Genomic DNA, 18,920 nt, shown 5'->3' on the forward strand with positions numbered 1-18,920 from the left:
TCCTGCACGATGTTCGCGCCGTGGCGTGGGCGCCATTGCCCGTGGCGTGGGCGCCATGACCCGGTGGCGCGTACGCCAGGACCGCGACGCGCAGGACCACGATCGCCGAGGGGGTGAGGATATGACGACGATGGCCACTAGTCTCATGGTCGATGAACTCGACGATGAACGTCTCGCAGCGAGGTGGGGGTCTGTGAGCGCCGGAGGTACGAGCGCAGCCGACCCGAGCGCCGGCGAGCCTCGGCACCGACGCGCCCCGGACGACACCGCCGATCCGTCGTGCCCCGTTCCCGATCCCGACCTCAAGCGTCGGCGTGTCGCCGAGGCCGACGAACTGCGTGCGTTGCTCGCACGTGTCGCCACCGGTGACCGCCGAGCGTTCGCCGATCTGTACGACGCGACCTCGTCTCGAGTGTTCGGCATGGTGCTGCGTGTGCTGCGCGATCCCGGGTTCAGCGAGGAGACCGCGCAGGAGGTGTTCCTTCAGATCTGGAAGACGGCCGACCGATACGACCCCGCGCAGGGGTCTCCGCTCGCCTGGATGATGACGTTGGCGCATCGCCGCGCCGTCGACCGTGTCCGGTCGGAGCAGTCCGGCACGGATCGCGAGGCGCTCTACGGCTCCTCGACCCACAGTCCCGCGCACGACGAGGTCCTCGAATCCGTCACCCAGACCCTCGAGTCGGAGTCGGTGGTCCGATGCCTGGACACGCTGACGGAGACCCAACGCGAATCGGTACGGATGGCGTACTACAGCGGGTTGACGTATCGGGAAGTGGCCGAGCGCCTGGGCGTGGCCGTTCCCACCGTGAAGTCCCGGATCCGGGACGGTCTGATCAAGTTGAAGAATTGTCTGGGGGTGGAGACCGGTGAGTGACGGGGAAGGTCGCCATCGCCGCCATGACGACGCGTCCGCACCCGACGACGTGTCGGAGCAGGATGCGATGCAGGACGTGAACGAGATGAACGACAGCGTGGTGGACGACGCCTACGCCTACGCCTACGCACTGGACGCGATCGACCCCGCCGAGAGGGCGGACATCGAACGCAGGCTCGCGCAGTCGGACGCGGCGACGCGGTCGTGGTTCGAGAGCATCGTCGAGTCGGTCGACGAGACGATGGCGCTCAGCGCGTCGTCCACGGCCGCGGAACCGCCCTCGTCGTTGCGTGCGAGCATTCTCGCCGCGGTGGAGAGCACTCCGCAGGGTGATGCCCGGCCACTGGCCGATCCGATCGACGACGCTCCGGTCGCCCCGGTGGTGTCGCTCGACGATCGCCGCCGCACACGCCTGCGCGTGCTCGCGGCAGCCGCGGCGGCCGTCGTGATCGTCGGAGTGGGCGGCGCCGTGGTCACGCAGCAACTGGGAGACGCACCGTCGTCGCCCACGTCGCAGGTGCTTGCGGCCGGTGACATCAGGACCAGCACCGTCGAGGTCGAGGGTGGCGGTACCGCCACCGTGCGCTGGTCGCGCTCGCAGGACGCCGCCGTGGTCACGCTCGACGGGCTCGCGGAGCCCGGCGACGGCAAGGTGTTCGAGATGTGGCTCATCGGAGAGGATCCCGCGCCGCGCCCGGCCGGTCTCGTCCCCGCCGATGCCGCCACGCCCGCTCGCGAGCACGTCGTCACAGGCTTGAGCGACGCGACCACGTGGGCGGTGACGGTCGAGCCCGAGAGCGGTTCGGACGCACCCACCACCACGCCCATCGCCGCGGTCACGCTCGACGCCTGAGCGCAGCCGCCGGCTCAGACGACGCCGGAACGGCGCAGTGCGGCGACGATCGACTCGGCCTGCTCGTACGCGCGATCGAGAAGCACCTCCAGCAAGGCTGTCTTCGCAGCGGGGTTGCTCTCGGTCAGCGCGTCGAAGTCCTTCGGGCCGAGGATCGCGACCGTGGTGTCCTTCACCGCGGTGATGCGGAGCCCGAAGCGTGAGCGCCGGACCAACGGCATCTCACCGAAACTCATGCCGGCGGACAGCGTCGACACGGCGCGGGCCCGGCCGTCCGCGCCGATGAAGTCGACCGCGACGCGGCCGGACAGCACCATCACCAGACCCAGTGACACGTCACCGACCTCGGCGATGACGGTGCCTGCGCTGTACTGCGCGTCCGTCGTGCGGGAGGTGATCGCATCGCGGTGGGCCTCGTCCAGCGCGGTGACGATCGGGTGCTGATCGACCGTCACCTCCGTGGGTTGCCGTGCGCCGCCGCACCAACGGTCGAGGACGGTGTCCTCGCCCCAGCGCAGTGCGGAGTCCAGATCGTCGAAGACCCGGCCACTGCCGTCGTGTTCGGACAGGGACGACACGGTGTGCGCCATCGCAGCTCGGGGATCGACCAGGACGGCGGCACAACCCTGTCGGCGGAGCCCGGCGGCGAGGGTGTCCAGCATCGAGCGGGCGACGTCGCTCACCTCGTCGACCCGACGCATGTCCAGGATCACGCCGTCGAGTGCGCTCCCGTCGTCGGCGCCGTGGTCGACGGCCGTGGACACCGCGCGCACGACGCTCTCCGCTGCGGAGAACAGCAGATCGCCGTGCAGTTCGAAGACGCGGACTCGGCGTCCCCGCGCGGCGAGCGTCTCCTGTTCGGCGGCGGTGCGCCGGCGACGCGAGGGGGAGTCGGCGACGGTGTACTCGGCGCGCACGGCGCTGCGTGCGGCCCGGCCGACGTGGAGGAAGTGCAGTTCGAGGCGCGAGGACAGCTCGCGGCACGCCTTGACTCCGCGCACGCTGTTGCCGTGGGCGTCGAGTCTGGGTGAGAACACCGAGATACCGAGCTGACCGGGCAGGACCGCGAGCACCGCACCGGCGACACCGCTCTTGGCGGGGAGTCCGACGCGGTTGACCCAGTCGCCGGCTCCGTCGTACATGCCGCACGTCGTCATGACGCTCAGCACACGCTCGACGAGCACCGGTTCGAGGGCTCGGACGTCGGTACACGGGTTGAGGCCGTTGTTGGCGAGGGTCGCCGCCATGACGCCGATGTCGCGGCACGTGACGTCCAGCGAGCACTGGCGGAAGTAGAGATCGACCATCGCGTCGGGATCGCCCTCGACGATGCCGAAGGAGCGCAGCATGTGGCCGATGGCGCGGTTGCGATGGCCGGTGCGTGATTCGGAGGCGTGCACGGCGGCGTTCATGGCGAGTTCGCGTCCCGCGTACCGCGAGAACGAGGCCCGGATCCGTTCGAACTGCTCGTCGGGCGTCGCGCCTCGCACCAGCGACGCGGAGGTGATGGCGCCCGCGTTGATCATCGGGTTGCGCGGGCGCTCGGTGACGGGGTCGAGGCTGATCTCGTTGAACGGCTCACCGGACGGCTCCACGTCGATCTTGCGGGCCACCGCGGTCTCGCCGCGATCGGTGAGAGCGAGGGCGTAGGTGAACGGTTTGGACACCGACTGGATCGTGAAGGGCACGTCCGTGTCGCCCACCTGGTACACGTGGCCGTCGGCCGTCGTGAGGCAGATACCGAAGCGATCGGGGTTCGCGGCCGCCAGTTCGGGGATGTAGTCGGCGACGCCACCGGAGGTGTCCGCCACACACAGCGCGTGGACCTCCTCCAGAATCTCCTGCACGACGTCGGTCATCGTCACCACTCTCTCGATTCTGTGCCGCGGCTCGGCGCTCGTACGGTAACCCGCCGATCCGGGTCCACGTAGACTTGTCCAAACTGGCCTGTCCGAGTGCCTCACGGCACGACGGACGACAAGGCAATCTTCGGAGGGGAGCGATTTCGTTGGGTGTTCTGGACGGCGTGCACGAGCCCAGCGACCTGCGTGCCCTCGGCCCGGTGGAGCTGGCCGAACTGGCGGACGAGATCCGTCGGTTCCTGGTCGAGAAGGTGTCTGCCACGGGCGGCCACCTCGGACCCAATCTCGGTGTCGTCGAGCTGACTCTGGCCATCCACCGCGTGTTCGACTCGCCTCGCGACCCGGTGATCTTCGACACCGGCCACCAGGCGTACGTGCACAAGATGGTCACCGGTCGAGCGGACCGCTTCGACTCCCTGCGCAAGGAGGGTGGCCTGTCCGGCTACCCGTCCCGCAGCGAGAGTGAGCACGACTGGGTCGAGTCCTCGCACGCGTCGGCATCCCTCTCCTACGCCGACGGCCTCGCCAAGGCCTTCGAGCTGACCGGGCGCGGCGATCGTCACGTCGTCGCGGTCGTCGGGGACGGCGCCCTCACCGGTGGCATGTGCTGGGAGGCGCTCAACAACATCGCGGCCGGCAAGGATCGTTCCGTCGTGATCGTCGTGAACGACAACGGTCGCTCCTACTCGCCGACCATCGGCGGCCTCGCCGACCATCTCGCGACGCTGCGCCTGCAGCCCAACTACGAACGCGCGCTGGACACCGGCCGTCACATGGTGAAGAACCTGCCCGTGGTCGGGTCGGCCGCGTACGCCATGTTGCACGGCATGAAGGCCGGCCTGAAGGACGCGATCAGCCCGCAGGTCATGTTCACCGATCTGGGCATCAAGTACCTCGGTCCGGTCGACGGACACGATCAGGCGGCTCTGGAATCGGCGCTGCGCCGCGCGAAGGCTTTCGGCGGGCCGGTCATCGTCCACGCGGTGACGCGCAAGGGCATGGGCTACTCCTTCGCCGAGAACGACGTCGCCGACCAGATGCACTCGACGGGAGTCATCGACCCGCTCACCGGCCTGGCGACCAGCGTCGCGGCTCCGGACTGGACGTCGGAGTTCTCCCGTCAACTCATCGCCCTGGGAACCGACCGCGAGGACGTCGTGGCCATCACCGCCGCGATGGCCGGACCCACCGGGCTCGCCGCGTTCGGCGAGGTGTTCCCGGACCGCTTCTTCGACGTGGGCATCGCCGAGCAGCACGCGCTCACGTCCGCCGCCGGTCTCGCACTCGGTGGTCTGCATCCCGTGGTGGCGATCTACTCGACGTTCCTCAATCGGGCGTTCGATCAGCTGCTGATGGACGTGGCACTACTGAACCTTCCGGTCACCCTCGTGCTCGATCGCGCCGGGGTCACCGGATCGGACGGCGCCAGCCACAACGGCATGTGGGACATGTCGCTGCTCGGCATCGTGCCGAACATGCGCGTGGCGGCGCCCCGCGACGGAGCGACCCTGCGCGAGGAACTCGCCGAGGCACTCGCGGTGTCCGACGGTCCCACCGCGCTGCGCTTCCCCAAGGGCGCCATTCCCGACGACGTTGAGGCGGTGCGGCGTCTGGACGACTCCGTCGACGTGCTGCACGAGCCCGAGGGGGAGTCGGACGTACTCCTCGTCGCCGTCGGTCCGTTCGCGTCGTTGGCACTGGACACGGCGCGAGAACTCGCCGCGGACGGTGTCTCGGCCACGGTCGTCGATCCGCGGTGGGTGCTGCCCGTTCCGGACTCGCTCGTGAAGCTCGCCGCGGACTTCCGTCTGGTGGTCACGCTCGAGGACAGCGGTCTGCACGGCGGCATCGGTGCATCCGTGTCGGCTGCACTGCGCGCCGGCGGCGTCGACGTCCCCTGTCGGGATCTCGGTGTGCCACAGCAGTTCCTGGACCACAGCTCGCGGGATCGCATTCACGCCGACATCGGCCTCACCCCGTCGGACATCGCCGGCCGGGTGCGCGGATGGATCGCACACCGGCCCGGCGACATCTGACGGTCGCTACGTCGCCTTGGTGGCGGCGTCCTTCAACTGCGGGAGGATCCGGTCGAGTACCCACGGGGTGCTCACCGGGTTGACGTTGCTCAGACCGGCGATGACCTGCTCGTCACTGAGCGCGACCGCGGATCCGGAGGCGACCGCGGGCAGCGTCGCCACAGCCGGAACCGAGGCGAGGTCGAAGCCCTCCGGAGTGAACGCGACGATCACGTCGGCGTCGAAGCTCTGCACGTTCTCCAGTGACACGGTGGAGAAGAAGGTGTCCGCGGAGTCGGCTTCGTCGAGTGCCACGACGCCGGGGGCGTTGACGAAACCCATCTCGTTGAGAACCTGCACGCGTGGATCGGACGGCATGTAGACGTTCGCCTGACCGGCGTCCGTGTCCAGGTTCACCACCGCGACGGTCTTGCCCGCGAACTCCGGATTGGCCTCGGCCTCCGAGGCGAGCCGCTGGCCCATACCGTCGATGAGAGCCTGTGCCTCCGTGGGCTTCCCGACTGCCTCACCGATCATCGTGGTCTGGTCCTGCCACGTCGTCTGCCAGGCCTCACCGGGGTAGGCGACGACGGGCGAGACAGCGGACAACGTGTCGTAGTACGACTGCGGGAAACCCTCGTAGGGCGCGAGCACCAGGTCGGGCGCCAGGGTCGCGAGGGCCTCGACGTCGGGCTCACCCGCAGCCGGATCCTCGTACAGGGTGGTGGCGTCCGCGTCGTAGAACTCCTGTGCCCACGGCATCACGCCGTTCTCGTCGGCTCCGTAGGTGTACTTCGGCTGGCCGACGGGCGTGATGTCGAGGGCGCCCAGGATGTCCTGCGCGTTCCAGCCCATCGTGACGATGCGCTCCGGTGCGGCGTCGATGGTGGTCGAACCGAAGGCGTGGTCGATGGTGACGGGGAACGCGCCACCCGACGCGGCGGCGGGCGCGTCGGAGTCGGGATCGGACGAACATCCGGCGACGAGGGCGAGCGCGGCGGTGGCCGCGACGGCGGGGAGAAGGCGAGAGCGTTTCACATGGTTAGCCTAACCTATGTATGGCCTCCGGCCCCGTGCGCCCTTCGCGTATCCAGGGATGCGCAAAGGGCGCACGAGGGCGCAGCCCCATCACACGCTGGCGACACCCTTGTCGAGGAACCGGTGACCGGTGACGGCCTCGGAGGTGCCGGTGCGATCGAGGTACGGCACGATGCCGCCGTTCCAGAACCCGAAGCCGCCGCCGAGGATCAGGCAGAGGTCGATGTCCTGAGCGGCCGCGACGACGCCTTCCTGCAGCATGATGTCGATCTCCTCCGCGAAGGCGCGCCGGGTGCGATCGAGCACCTGCTCGGCCGTCGACGGTGAGTCGCCCCGCGGCCACAGATCGGCGATCTCGGGGTCGACGGTCTTGGCTCCGTCGGCGCCGTAGGTCCACACCGCGGACTTCTTGTTCGCGACCATCGCCTGCAGGCCGGGGGAGTCGTGGAAGCGCTCCGGGTAGTACTCGGCCATGGTCTCGCCGGTGTGCAGTGCGACGGCGGGGCCGACGAGCGAGAGCAGCGTGAGCGGGCTCATCGGCATGCCGAGCTCGCTGATGGCGTTGTCCGCGACGTCGAAGGGCGTGCCCTCGTCGATCGCGTTCATGACCTCGCCGAGGGCGCGGGTGAGCAAGCGGTTGAAGACGAAGCCGGGCTTGTCGGCGATCAGCACGGCCGACTTCTTCAGAGACTTCGCCGTCGCGAATGCTGTTGCGAGCGTGGCATCGTCGGTCTTCTCGCCGCGGACGATCTCCAGCAGCGGAAGAACGGCCACGGGGTTGAAGAAGTGGAATCCGACGACCCGCTCGGGGTGCTTCAGCTCCGCCGCCATGCGGGTGATCGACAGCGACGACGTGTTCGTCGCGAGGATCGTCTCGGGGGAGACGAACTCCTCGAGCTCGGCGAAGACCTTCTTCTTCACGTCGAGGTTCTCGAACACTGCCTCGATGACCCAGTCGGTCGTCGCGAATGCGGACTTGTCGAGCGATCCGGACACCAACGCCTTGAGACGGTTCGCCGCGTCGGGGGAGAGTCGCTTCTTGCCCTGCAGCTTGTCGATCTCGGCGTGAACGTAGCCGACGCCCTTGTCGATGCGCTCCTGGTCGATGTCGGTGAGGATCACCGGCACCTTCAACTGACGTACGAACAGCAGGGCGAGCTGGCTGGCCATGAGGCCGGCGCCCACGATGCCGACGCCGGTGACCTTCCGGGCGAGGGACTTGTCGGGCGCTCCGGCAGGCCGCTTGGCACGCTTCTGCACGAGGTCGAAGGCGTAGAGCCCGGCCCGCAGTTCGTCGGCCATGAGAAGGTCGGCCAGCGCCTCGTCCTCGGCAGCGAAGGCGGCGTCGAGCGACGCGGAGTCGGTGATGTCGGTCGACTTCGCCAGCTCCAGCAGCTGCACGGCGCGCACCGGTCCCGGTGCGTGGTCGCCGGTCTTGCCGGAGACGATGGCCTTGGCCCGCGCGATCGCGTCGTCCCAGCCCTGGCCGCGGTCGATCTCGGGGCGGGTCGGGGTGACGTCCCCGGAAACGACCTTCGCGGCCCACAGCAGGGACTGCTCGAGGAAATCGGCGCCGCCGAAGACTTCGTCGGCGATGCCCAGCTTCAGCGCGTCCGCAGGCTTGAGCATCCGGTTCTGGTTGAGCGCGTTCTCGATCACCACGGTGACGGCATTGGCCGGCCCGATCAGGTTGGGGAGCAACTGCGTTCCGCCCCAGCCGGGAACGAGACCGAGGAAGGTCTCCGGGAGCCCCAGTGCCGCAGCGTTGTCCGCGACGGTGCGGTAGTGGCAGTGCAGCGCGATCTCGAGTCCACCGCCCAGAGCGGCGCCGTTCACGAACGCGAACGTCGGAACCGTCGACTCGCGAAGGCGTCGGAACACCTTGTGTCCCAACGTGCCGATCTCCAGGGCGACTTCCCGGTCGGAGATGTTCGGCACGCCGTTCAGGTCTGCGCCGACGGCGAAGATGAAGGGCTTGCCTGTGACCGCGACGGCCACGGGATCTGCGGCGTAGGCCGCATCCAGGGCGGCATCGAGCTCGGTGAGTCCGGCAGGTCCGAAGGTGGACGGCTTGGTGTGGTCGAAGCCGTTGTCGAGGGTGACGATGGCGACCGGGCCGTCGAGGCCGGGCACGGTGACGATCTTGGTGAACGCGTGGGTCACCACTTCATCGGAGAAGGCAGAAGTCATGGCAATCACTTGCTTCCGTCGTAGGCGGGGTTTTCCCAGATGACGCTGCCGCCCATGCCGAGGCCGATGCACATGGTGGTGAGGCCGTAGCGGACATCGGGACGGGTGGCGAACTGTCGGCTGAGCTGGGTCATCAGTCGAACGCCCGAGGACGCGAGGGGGTGGCCGCAGGCGATGGCGCCGCCCCACTGATTGATCCGGGCGTCGTCGTCGGCGATGCCGAAGTGCTCGGTGAACGCGAGGACCTGGATGGCGAAGGCCTCGTTGATCTCGAAGAGGCCGATGTCCTCGATCGACAGGCCGGTGCGTCCGAGCAACTTCTCGGTGGCGGGGACGGGACCGATGCCCATCACGGCGGGATCGACGCCGGCGAAGGAGAAGCCCACCATGCGCATGCCGACCTTCAGGCCGAGCTCGGCGGCGGTGTCCTCACCGGCGAGGATCGCGGCGGTCGCACCGTCGTTGAGGCCGGCGGCGTTGCCTGCGGTGACGCGGCCGGCGGGGCGGAACGGCGTCTTGAGCTTCGCCAGGTCCTCGAGCGTGGTGCCGGGGCGCGGCGGTTCGTCCTCGGTGGCGAGGCCCCACCCGGCGGCGGACTTGGTCGCAACGGGAACGAGCGTCTCGCCGATGAGTCCGGCCTTCTTCGCCGCGTCGTACTTCTCCTGGCTCGCGACGGCGTAGGCGTCCGTGCGGTCCTTGGTGATGGACGGGTAGCGGTCGTGCAGGTTCTCGGCCGTGTTGCCCATGACGAGCGCACTCGGGTCGACGAGCTTGTCGGCCAGGAAGCGCGGGTTCGGATCGACGCCCTCGCCCATCGGGTGCCGGCCCATGTGCTCGACGCCGCCGGCGATGACGACGTCGTACTGTCCGAAGCCGATGCCCGACGCGGTGGTGGTCACCGCGGTCATCGCGCCCGCACACATCCGGTCGACGGCGAAACCGGGCACGCTGCGGGGGAGCCCGGCGAGCAGTGCCGACGTGCGGCCGATGGTCAGACCCTGGTCGCCGGTCTGCGTCGTGGCGGCGATGCCGACCTCGTCGACGCGCTCGGGTGGCAGTTCGGGATTGCGGCGGAGCAGTTCACGGATCGCTTTGACCACGAGGTCGTCCGCTCGGGTGTCCGCGTACATACCCTTGGGGCCGGCCTTGCCGAACGGCGTACGAACACCGTCGACGAACGCGACGCCACGACTGGACGCGGATCGAGCGGGAGCGGATTTCGGAGAAGACATGGTTCCTTCCGGCAGGCGCTGGAACGAGCCGGACGCCCGGCTCGCGCGCCCACTCTAACCCGTGCCTACTCGCCGGTAACTTCGGCCGTCCTCGACTCAGCGGCGGTCCGTAGGCCTGCTGCCACGACGGGGCCCGCCACCGCGCGCTGCCAGGGCCGCGACCCGTGCGCCTCGAGGAAACGGTCGACGAGCACGTCCTCGTCCGTCCCGTACTCCGCGACGAGAGCGGGGTGGTCCCAGCAGATGCGACGGACGAGATCGGGAGTCAGCAGGTTCTCGACGGGAATCGCGACATCCGCGGACAGGGCGGCCATCGCGTCGCGGACGGCGGACAGACGCCCGGCGGCCTCCGGATCGCGCCGCGCCCACCGACTGACCGGCGGCGGCCCCACGAAGGGCTGCGTCACCGGGGGCAGCGCATCGTCGGGAAGTGCGCGGGCGTGCTCGATCGCGTCCATCCACACGCGCGCCTGGCGACGCTGACGAGGTCCGCCGAAGACGGGCAACGCGTTCAGCTCGGACACCGTGGCGGGGTTCCTCTGCGCGGCGGCGACGATCGCGGAGTCCGGCAGGACGCGGCTCGGCGCGATGTCGCGGCGGCGCGCGAGATCGTCGCGGGCGGTCCACAGAGCGCGGACGACGGCGAGCGTCCGCGCGTTCTTGATGGTGTGGATACCGGAGGTGCGGCGCCAGCGGTCGGGCTTGGGAGGCGCCGGGGGTGCGGTGCGAATGTACTCGAATTCCTGTGCGGCCCAGTCGGTCTTGCCCTGGCTCTCGAGCTCCTCGGCCATGGCGTCACGCAACTCGACGAGCACCTCGACATCGAGTGCCGCGTAGTTGAGCCAGGTGTCGGGCAACGGTCGGGTGGACCAGTCCGCCGCACCGTGACCCTTCTGCAGCGACAGGCCCAACGTCCGTTCGACGATGGCCGCCAGACCGACACGGTCGAAGCCGGCGAGTCGGCCCGCCAGCTCCGTGTCGTACAGCGACGCGGGAGTCATGCCGAGCTCGGCGAGCCCCGGCAGATCCTGATCGGCGGAGTGCAGTACCCACTCCATGTCGTTCACGACGGCGGCGAAGCCCGCGAGCGCCTCGACACCACCGTCGCGGACCACCGGAATCGGATCGAGCAGGACGGTGCCCGCACCCCGGCGACGGAACTGCAGCAGATACGCGCGAGCCGAGTATCGGAAACCCGATGCGCGTTCCGCGTCGACGGCCAACGGTCCGGTTCCCGACGCCAGCAGCTCCGCGGCCGCTCGCACCGCGTCCGCCGTGTCCGTCAACGGCGGGACCCCCTCGCGTGGAGCGAGAAGGGGAGTCGCCTCCGGCTCGACGGCGGTGTCGCCGGAGGAGGCAGGAGTCGAGTCGGGCGTGTCGGGCATTGTTCGAACTCTAGGCTGTCCGACGATCAGGCGTCGGAGCTGCCCGAGTCGGCGCGTGCACCCAGCGCCGTGATGCCCGCCGGGGGCAGCCCCGCGGCGTAGGCGAGAACCTCACCGAACGCCTCGACGTGCACCGACAGTTCCTCGCTGAGCGCGGTCCACGAGGCCCGCAGCTCGAGCTGGTGGGCACGCGGCGGGCCGGCGATGTCCCCGTACCGCACCGAACTCGTCGAGGTGACCGTGCCGCCCAGCGCCGTCAGCGGCTCGGACCGCGCCTCGAACGCGTCGACCAGCCAACTCCACGCCACCTCGGGCAGCAGCGGATCCGACGCCAGCGACGCGTCGACGTCGGCCTGGATGTAGGCGACCAGGCGCATGGTGCCGTTCCACGCCTCGTCGCCGTCCGGGTCGTACAACAGGATGAGACGCCCGAACGCGTCACCCTCGCTCTGCTCGGGCACCGACTCCGTCTCGGAGTGGCGCACCTCGGCCCCCAGTGCGTAACTGAACGGTGCCAGGCGCTGCGGAGGCCGGATCGGCCCGACCTCGATGCTCGGGTGGACCGTCGCCCGGTGCATCGCGTCGATGGCGGCGCGGAAGGGCGCAGGCTGCGAGGCGCTCTCGGACGTGGTCACGTGTGCGGACGTTAGCCGCGACCGTCGGCCCAGCGGAGGAGGCGCGCCGGGCAGGTGTGCGTCTCTGGCAGCATGGACGCCGATGAACACCATCCCTGACGCCGTCGGTCCGCGTCGAAGCCTGCCCGAAGCTCCCTTCCTCGCGGCCGCGACGGGACGGACGCCGTCGCGTCGGCCCGTGTGGTTCATGCGTCAGGCCGGTCGGTCGCTGCCCGAGTACCGCAAGTTGCGGGAGGGCACCTCCATGCTCGCCTCGTGCTTCGACCCCGAGATGGTCTGCGAGATCACGATGCAGCCGGTCCGGCGGCACGGGGTCGACGCGGCGATCCTGTTCTCCGACATCGTCGTGCCGCTCAAGGCGGCCGGCGTCGACCTCGAGATCGTGGCCGGCACCGGTCCCGTCGTGGCGAACCCGGTGCGGTCCGTGGCCGACGTGCAGTCGTTGCCGGTCCTGCAGTCGGAGCAGATCGAGCCGGTCGCGAAGGCCATCTCCCTGCTCCTGGCCGAGTTGAAGGACGTGCCCCTCATCGGCTTCGCGGGCGCACCGTTCACGCTGGCGTCCTACCTGGTCGAAGGCGGTCCGAGTCGCAACCACGAGCGCACCAAGGCGCTCATGCACTCGGATCCGCAGACGTGGCATGCATTGCTCTCGTCGCTGGCAGACATGACCATCGCCTTCCTCACCGCGCAGGCCGATGCCGGCGTCGACGCGGTCCAGCTCTTCGACTCGTGGGCCGGGGCGCTGTCACTCGCCGAGTACCGCGAGTTCGTGTTCCCCCACTCCAGCCGCGTGTTCGAGGCCATGGCGTCGGCCGGCGTGCCGCGCATCCACTTCGGTGTCGGGACGGGCGAGCTGCTCGGTGCGATGGGGGAGGCGGGCGCGGACGTCGTCGGTGTCGACTGGCGGATCCCGCTCGACGTCGCCGCTCGTCGGGTCGGTCCGGGCAAGGCTCTGCAGGGCAATCTCGATCCCGCCGTGCTGTTCGCGGGCCCCGACGCGGTGCGCCGTGAGGTCACCCGCATCGTGGGCGAGGCGGACGCCGCACTCGCGGCCGGCGCCACCGGGCACATCTTCAACCTGGGCCACGGGGTCCTGCCCGCCACCGATCCCGACGTGGTGACGTCGGTGGTGGAGCTGGTGCACTCGCTGTGACCTCGGTCGCCGTCGTCGGAGCGGGCATCAGCGGACTGGTGGCCGCGTACCGGCTGCGGCAGTCGCTGGGGCCGGCCGCGCGGATCGTGGTGGTCGAGAAGGCGCCGCGCATCGGGGGCAAACTCCGGTCGGTGGACCTGGCGGGTGGCCCGGTCGACGTCGGTGCCGAGGCGTTCATCGCGCGTCGTCCCGAGGTTCCCTCTCTGCTCGACGAGCTCGGACTCGCCGACCAGCTCGTGCGGCCGTCGCCCGCCGCCCGCCCGCTCCTGCGCTCGGGCGGCGCACTGCACGGACTGCCGACCGGCACGTTGATGGGCATCCCGGCCACATCCGACTCGGTGCGGACTCTGGTCGACGACGCCACGTGCCGCCGCATCGACACCGATCGTGACCGGCCGCTGCGGTGGACGCCCGGCGACGATGCGTCGGTGGGTGACCTGGTGTCCGAACGCTTCGGCTCCCAGGTGACCGCGCGGAGCGTCGACCCACTGCTGGGCGGCGTCTACTCCGGGCTGGCCGTCACCACGAGCATCCGCGCCGCGGTGCCGACTCTCGCCGCGGCCCTCGACGCCGGTGCCCCGTCGTTGGTGGACGCCGTCGAGCGAGCGCGCCCGACGCCGTCGCCGGGACCGGTGTTCGGCGGACTGCGCGGTGGCTACGGCGTGCTTCTCGACGCGCTGCTCGCCGCCTCCGGTGCCGAACTCGTCGCCGCGGACGTGCGGCGGGTGACGTCCGACGGCCGGGGCGCGTGGCACGTCGACGGCGTCGGGGTGGTGGACGGCGTCGTCCTCGCCGCGCCCGCACCGCAGACGGTCTCGATGCTGGTTGACACGGCGCCCGCACTCGCGCGGGAACTCGGGGACGTGGAACTCGCCTCGTCGGCAGTGGTGGCCCTCGGGTTCGAGGCCGGGGGACTACCGCAGAACTCGGGCGTCCTGGTCGCCACGGGGGAGCTCGATTCCTCCGGTGTTCCGTTGCGCGCCAAAGCATTCACGCTGTCGAGCCGCAAGTGGCCGCATCTCGCCGAGCGCGGCGGCCAGCTGGTGCGGGTCTCCTTCGGACGCTTCGGGGACGCGGACATCGTCGACCGGCCCGACGTCGACCTGGTGTCGGCGGCCCGCACGGATCTGCGTGAGGTGCTCGGTGTGGACGAGGAGCCGACGACGACGTTCGTGCAACGCTGGCACGGCGGACTGCCGCAGTACCGCCCCGGCCACACCGACCTCGTGGCCCGCGTCGAGGACGCCGCCTCGGCGGTGGGCCGACTCGAACTCGCGGGCGCGTACCTGCACGGCGTCGGAGTTCCCGCATGCGTCGCGACGGCATCCGCGGCGGCGGCCCGGCTGGCGGAGGCGCTGGCCTGACGGCCCGATCGGGACGGCCGGGTGGCACGATGGGTGTCATGGCACGTCTCGATTTCGAAGCACTCAATTCCACGTTGCGCTACTCGATGCACTCGGTGTTCACGGCTCGGCCGGGCGCTCTCGGTGAGGATCGGGAGGCGGTGCTCGCCGAGGCCCGCGCGTTCTTCGACGGTCTCGACGAGACCGACGTCGTGGTGCGCGGGATCTACGACGTGGCCGGACTGCGCGCCGACGCCGACTTCATGATCTGGTGGCACGCGGAGAAGATCGAGGACCTGCAGGCGGCGTACGCGCGCTTCCGTCGGTCCACGGCTCTCGGCCGCGCGTGCGACGCGTTCTGGAGCAACGCCGCGTTGCACCGCCCCGCGGAGTTCAACAAGTCGCACGTCCCGGCCTTCATCGCCGGCGAGGAGCCGGGCGCCTACATCTGCGTGTACCCGTTCGTCCGCTCGCTCGACTGGTACCTGCTGCCCGACGCGGAGCGTCGCACGATGCTCGCCGACCACGGCAAGGCGGCACGCGGCTACAAGGACGTGCGCGCCAACACCGTCCCGTCGTTCGCCCTGGGCGACTACGAGTGGATTCTCGCGTTCGAGGCTCCGACGCTGGACCGCATCGTCGACCTGATGCGTGATCTGCGTGCGACCGAGGCCAGACGTCATGTGCGGGAGGAAGTTCCGTTCTTCAGCGGACCCCGGGTGACGGTCGAGGCGCTCGTCGAGTCACTACCGTGACCACGCCGGCCGCGGTGCTCTTCGACTTCTCCGGCACGCTGTTCCGTCTCGAGGAGGACGAGAGCTGGTTCACCGATCTGCGTGTCGGCGACGACGAGCAGATCGACGGTCATTTCCAGGCCGAGTTGATGCGCCGCATGACCCAGCCCGTCGGGTCGGTGGTCACCCTGGACGACGACGGCCACCGGGCTTGGGAGGCTCGCGATCTCGACCCCGCGATGCACCGGGCCGCCTACCTGGCAGTGCTGAAGGCGTCGGGTGTGCACCGCGTCGAGCACGCCGAGGCGTTGTACGACAAAGTGATCGACCCGTCCTCGTGGACGCCGTACCCCGACACGGCGCGAGTGCTGCACGGCCTCGCCGATCGCGGCGTTCCCGTGGCGGTGGTCAGCAACATCGCGTTCGATCTGCGCGCGGCGTTCGATCTGCTCGGCGTGCACGACACCGTCGCGCACTACGCTCTGTCGTTCGAGGTGGGCGCCGTCAAGCCCGATGCCGCGATCTTCCGTTCCGCCGTGGACGCTCTGGGCGTCGACCCGGCCTCGTGCCTGATGGTCGGCGACAGCGAGGAGGCCGACGGCGGAGCGCAGGCGCTCGGTATGTCCTTCGCGCTGCTCGATCCACTGCCGACGTCCGAACGACCGTCGGCTCTGCTCGACGCCGTGGCGGCGCACGGTCTCGCGCTCGCGTAGGGCGCCGTGACGTCCGCGCGCCGTGGGGTGCAGCACATGGCCCACTTCGGTATGTACACCGCCGACACGGACGGCCGGGACGTGGTCGCGGTCCGTCCGCCGACGGGCGACGCCGATCCGTCCCCGATCCTGGGCAACGTTCCCGGGTCGGTGACCCATCGCTCGCGCATCCGTCGACCGGCGGTGCGTCGGGGCTGGCTCGAGAACGGCCCCGGACCGTCCACCGCGCGTGGCGCCGATGCGTTCGTCGAGATGGAGTGGGACGAGTTCCTCCCCCTGCTCGCCGGCGAGCTCCGTCGAGTCGTGCGCGAGCACGGCAACGAGGCCGTCTTCGGCGGGTCGTACGGGTGGGGCAGCGCGGGCCGGTTCCACCACGCGCAGAGTCAGGTTCACCGGTTCCTGAACACCCTGGGTGGCTACACGCGGTCGGTGGGCAGCTACTCCCTCGGCGCCACCGGCACGATCATGCCGCGGGTCATGGGGACGCACTGGAAGATGTTCTCGCGCTCCACCTCGTGGGACGTGATCGCCGAGCACACCGATCTACTGGTCGCGTTCGGCGGCGTTCCGCTGAAGAACACGTCGGTCAATCACGGTGGCACCAGCGATCATCCGACACGCGACGCGCTGCATCGCCTCCGTACGCGCGGCGGCCGGATCGTCTCGATCTCGCCGCTGCGTGACGACACGGACGGAGCGGCGGAGTGGATCGCACCCGTACCGGGGTCGGACGTCGCCCTCATGTTGGGGCTGGCACACGTGCTCGCCTCGGAGGGGTTGCACGACACCGCGTTCCTGCAGCGGTACACCACCGGGTACGACGTCTTCGAGCGCTACCTGCTCGGCGAGACGGACGGTGTCCCGAAGTCACCGGAGTGGGCGCAGAACCTGACGGGGGTCCCGGCGTCGGACATCACCGCCCTGGCGCGGCGCATGGCTCGCGCCACCACGCTGATCACCGTCACCTGGTCACTGCAGCGCATCCGCCACGGTGAGCAGGCGCCGTGGATGGGTCTCACGCTCGCCGCGATGCTCGGCGGCGTCGGTGTGCCGGGCGCGGGCTTCGGCCACGGCTACGGGTCGATGAACGAACCCGGCCTGGCACCCGTGCCGTATCCGCTGCCCACGCTTCCCCAGGGCCTCAACGGTGTGTCGACGTCGATTCCGGTCGCCGCGATCTCGGACATGCTGTTGAACCCTGGTGGGCCGTACGACGCGGACGGCACCGCGTCGACGTATCCGGACATCCGGCTGCTGCACTGGGCCGGCGGCAACCCGTTCCACCACCACCAGGACATCGGCCGGTTGCGCACCGCGCTGGCTCGACCCGAGACCATCGTGGTGCACGAGCCGTACTGGACACCGATGGCACGGCACGCCGACTTCGTGGTGCCGTCGACGACGACCCTCGAACGCGACGACCTGAGCTGCACCCGCAACGACCCGCTGCTCGTGGCGATGCAGGCCGCCGTCCCGCCCTTCGCCGACAGCCGCGACGACTACGACACCTTCGCGCTGCTCGCGCGAGAGCTCGGCGTCGAGTACGAATTCACGGAAGGTCGCTCGTCCGCGGACTGGCTGCGGCACCTCTACGACCAGTGGCGACGGTTCGTGTCCGATGCGGGGCGGGTGACGCCGCCTGTGTTCGACGAGTTCTGGACCGAGGGAACGTTCCGGATGGACACCGAGGACGGTCTCACGCTGCTGTCCGATTTTCGCGACGATCCCGAGCGGGCCCCCTTGCGGACACCGAGCGGGCGCATCGAGATCTTCTCGGCCGACATCGAGTCGTTCGGCTACGCCGACTGCGGGGGACACCCACGGTGGTACGCACCGGACGAGTGGCTGGGCGGTGAACGCGCACAGGCGTTCCCGCTGCACCTGATCGCGAACCAACCGCGGAGCCGGTTACACAGCCAACTCGATCACGGGGCCGTGAGCCTCGCGTCGAAGATTCAGGGCCGGGAACCGATGCGCATGCATCCCGCGGACGCCGCAGCGCGCGGACTCCGCGACGGCGACGTGGTGCGGGTGTTCAACGACCGTGGCTCGTGCCTCGCGGGGCTCGTCGTCGACGATCGCCTGCGCGAGCGCGTGGTGCAACTGTCGACCGGCGCCTGGTACGACCCGCTCGATCCGTCGGACCCGCGCTCGATGTGCGTGCACGGCAACCCGAACGTGCTCACCGCCGACCGCGGCACGTCGTCGCTCGCGCAGGGGTCCACCGGCCAGCACGTCCTGGTGGACGTCGAGAAGTGGACCGGCGAACTGCCGCCGATCCGCGCGCACGATCAGCCGGAGTTCGTCGATCGTGGTGACGTGCGTCAGAAGTAGACGCGGCTGATGACCTGGGCGACCAGCGCGGGCTTCGTCGCACCCTCGATCTCGATGGTCGAGTCGACGGTCATCTGCACCGCTCCGCCGTCCAGCCGATCTGCTGCGGCGAGGACGGCCGTCAGACGAACGCGCGACCCGACGAGCACAGGATTGACGAAGCGAACCTTGTTGCTGCCGTAGTTGACTCCCATCGTGGAGTTCTCGATCGTGTAGGTCTGCCAGGACAGGGCCGGCAACAGGGACAGCGTGAGGTACCCGTGGGCGACGGGACCACCGAAGGGGCTCTCCTTCGCGGCGCGCTCGGGATCCACGTGGATCCACTGGTGGTCACCGGTGGCGTCGGCGAACTGGTTCACGCGCTCCTGCGTGATCTCCAGCCAGTCGCTGGTGCCGATGGTCTCGCCGAGGGCGGACACGATGTCGTCCGCGGACGTGAAGGTACGCATGGAGCCGACACTAGCGGCGGCGAGCCGTTCTGCACAGAACCTCTGTCGGGGCGCCACATCCGGCCCTGCGGACCCGGCCTGGGTGCAGGACGAGCGCAGTACGATGC

15 protein-coding genes are annotated in these 18,920 nt (G+C 69.8%); 8 read left to right on the forward strand and 7 right to left on the reverse strand.

The genetic code is table 11. The features are described 5' to 3' along the window. Window positions 1–193 precede the first annotated feature (193 nt). Window positions 194–877 carry a sigma-70 family RNA polymerase sigma factor gene (locus J4E04_RS10200; protein WP_268788561.1) on the forward strand — a complete coding sequence of 228 codons (684 nt, stop codon included), beginning with the start codon at window positions 194–196 and terminating at the stop codon, window positions 875–877. Beyond that, window positions 870–1,730, forward strand: a complete 861-nt coding sequence (locus tag J4E04_RS10205) for an anti-sigma factor (protein ID WP_490150433.1) — start codon at window positions 870–872, stop codon at window positions 1,728–1,730. Before J4E04_RS10200 ends, J4E04_RS10205 begins: the two co-directional genes overlap by 8 nt. 14 nt (window positions 1,731–1,744) lie before the next feature. Here J4E04_RS10205 and glsA read toward each other — a convergent pair whose 3' ends face one another. After that, window positions 1,745–3,589 carry a glutaminase A gene (gene glsA, locus J4E04_RS10210; protein WP_490150434.1) on the reverse strand — a complete coding sequence of 615 codons (1,845 nt, stop codon included), beginning with the start codon at window positions 3,587–3,589 and terminating at the stop codon, window positions 1,745–1,747. 149 nt (window positions 3,590–3,738) lie between these two features. On the opposite strand from glsA, the gene dxs reads away from it, so the two are divergent. Further along, window positions 3,739–5,628, forward strand: coding sequence for a 1-deoxy-D-xylulose-5-phosphate synthase (gene dxs, locus J4E04_RS10215; RefSeq protein WP_490150435.1), 1,890 nt, complete (start codon window positions 3,739–3,741; stop codon window positions 5,626–5,628). 6 nt (window positions 5,629–5,634) lie between these two features. Here the strand turns inward: dxs and J4E04_RS10220 are convergent, their stop codons facing one another. The 5 genes from J4E04_RS10220 to J4E04_RS10240 all read right to left on the reverse strand — a co-directional run bounded on the left by J4E04_RS10220 (window position 5,635) and on the right by J4E04_RS10240 (window position 12,087). Beyond that, a complete protein-coding gene (locus J4E04_RS10220; RefSeq protein ID WP_490150436.1) occupies window positions 5,635–6,645 on the reverse strand; it encodes an iron-siderophore ABC transporter substrate-binding protein in 1,011 nt (336 codons plus the stop codon). A gap of 90 nt (window positions 6,646–6,735) precedes the next feature. Next, window positions 6,736–8,835 carry a 3-hydroxyacyl-CoA dehydrogenase NAD-binding domain-containing protein gene (locus tag J4E04_RS10225; RefSeq protein WP_490150437.1) on the reverse strand — a complete coding sequence of 700 codons (2,100 nt, stop codon included), beginning with the start codon at window positions 8,833–8,835 and terminating at the stop codon, window positions 6,736–6,738. A 5-nt stretch (window positions 8,836–8,840) separates the two neighbouring features. Further along, window positions 8,841–10,067, reverse strand: a complete 1,227-nt coding sequence (locus tag J4E04_RS10230; RefSeq protein ID WP_490150438.1) for a thiolase family protein — start codon at window positions 10,065–10,067, stop codon at window positions 8,841–8,843. Between the two features lie 65 nt (window positions 10,068–10,132). After that, complete coding sequence (locus J4E04_RS10235) at window positions 10,133–11,452, reverse strand: HRDC domain-containing protein (RefSeq protein ID WP_307108816.1); 1,320 nt, start codon at window positions 11,450–11,452, stop codon at window positions 10,133–10,135. Window positions 11,453–11,478: 26 nt separating this feature from the next. Next, window positions 11,479–12,087, reverse strand: coding sequence for a DUF3000 domain-containing protein (locus J4E04_RS10240; protein ID WP_027505202.1), 609 nt, complete (start codon window positions 12,085–12,087; stop codon window positions 11,479–11,481). Window positions 12,088–12,169: 82 nt separating this feature from the next. On the opposite strand from J4E04_RS10240, the gene hemE reads away from it, so the two are divergent. From hemE to J4E04_RS10265, 5 genes are read left to right on the forward strand one after another with little or no spacing between them, the layout of a single operon-like run. After that, complete coding sequence (gene hemE, locus J4E04_RS10245) at window positions 12,170–13,240, forward strand: uroporphyrinogen decarboxylase (RefSeq protein ID WP_222637623.1); 1,071 nt, start codon at window positions 12,170–12,172, stop codon at window positions 13,238–13,240. Beyond that, entirely contained in the window at window positions 13,237–14,604 is a 1,368-nt protein-coding gene (locus tag J4E04_RS10250) for a protoporphyrinogen oxidase (RefSeq protein WP_490150439.1), read from the forward strand. The genes hemE and J4E04_RS10250 overlap by 4 nt, the downstream gene beginning before the upstream one ends. 38 nt (window positions 14,605–14,642) lie before the next feature. Then, on the forward strand, window positions 14,643–15,338 hold the full coding sequence (gene hemQ, locus J4E04_RS10255) for a hydrogen peroxide-dependent heme synthase (RefSeq protein ID WP_027505205.1): 696 nt from the start codon (window positions 14,643–14,645) through the stop codon (window positions 15,336–15,338). Continuing rightward, complete coding sequence (locus J4E04_RS10260) at window positions 15,335–16,030, forward strand: HAD family hydrolase (protein WP_222637621.1); 696 nt, start codon at window positions 15,335–15,337, stop codon at window positions 16,028–16,030. The genes hemQ and J4E04_RS10260 overlap by 4 nt, the downstream gene beginning before the upstream one ends. A gap of 36 nt (window positions 16,031–16,066) precedes the next feature. Beyond that, window positions 16,067–18,364, forward strand: a complete 2,298-nt coding sequence (locus J4E04_RS10265; RefSeq protein ID WP_490150440.1) for a molybdopterin-dependent oxidoreductase — start codon at window positions 16,067–16,069, stop codon at window positions 18,362–18,364. Here the strand turns inward: J4E04_RS10265 and J4E04_RS10270 are convergent. Then, window positions 18,355–18,813 carry a MaoC family dehydratase gene (locus J4E04_RS10270; protein WP_490150441.1) on the reverse strand — a complete coding sequence of 153 codons (459 nt, stop codon included), beginning with the start codon at window positions 18,811–18,813 and terminating at the stop codon, window positions 18,355–18,357. The genes J4E04_RS10265 and J4E04_RS10270 overlap by 10 nt on opposite strands. Window positions 18,814–18,920: the final 107 nt, after the last annotated feature.

Source organism: Rhodococcus sp. NFXS4 (assembly GCF_058139645.1).

Excerpts from the sequence above, each read along its gene's own strand:
- glsA (WP_490150434.1), bottom strand. The coding sequence starts at position 3,589 with ATGACCGACGTCGTGCAGGAGATTCTGGAGGAGGTCCACGCGCTGTGT.
- J4E04_RS10225 (WP_490150437.1), bottom strand. The coding sequence starts at position 8,835 with ATGACTTCTGCCTTCTCCGATGAAGTGGTGACCCACGCGTTCACCAAG.
- J4E04_RS10230 (WP_490150438.1), bottom strand. The coding sequence starts at position 10,067 with ATGTCTTCTCCGAAATCCGCTCCCGCTCGATCCGCGTCCAGTCGTGGC.
- J4E04_RS10235 (WP_307108816.1), bottom strand. The coding sequence starts at position 11,452 with ATGCCCGACACGCCCGACTCGACTCCTGCCTCCTCCGGCGACACCGCC.
- hemE (WP_222637623.1), top strand. The coding sequence starts at position 12,170 with ATGAACACCATCCCTGACGCCGTCGGTCCGCGTCGAAGCCTGCCCGAA.
- hemQ (WP_027505205.1), top strand. The coding sequence starts at position 14,643 with ATGGCACGTCTCGATTTCGAAGCACTCAATTCCACGTTGCGCTACTCG.
- J4E04_RS10265 (WP_490150440.1), top strand. The coding sequence starts at position 16,067 with ATGGCCCACTTCGGTATGTACACCGCCGACACGGACGGCCGGGACGTG.
- J4E04_RS10270 (WP_490150441.1), bottom strand. The coding sequence starts at position 18,813 with ATGCGTACCTTCACGTCCGCGGACGACATCGTGTCCGCCCTCGGCGAG.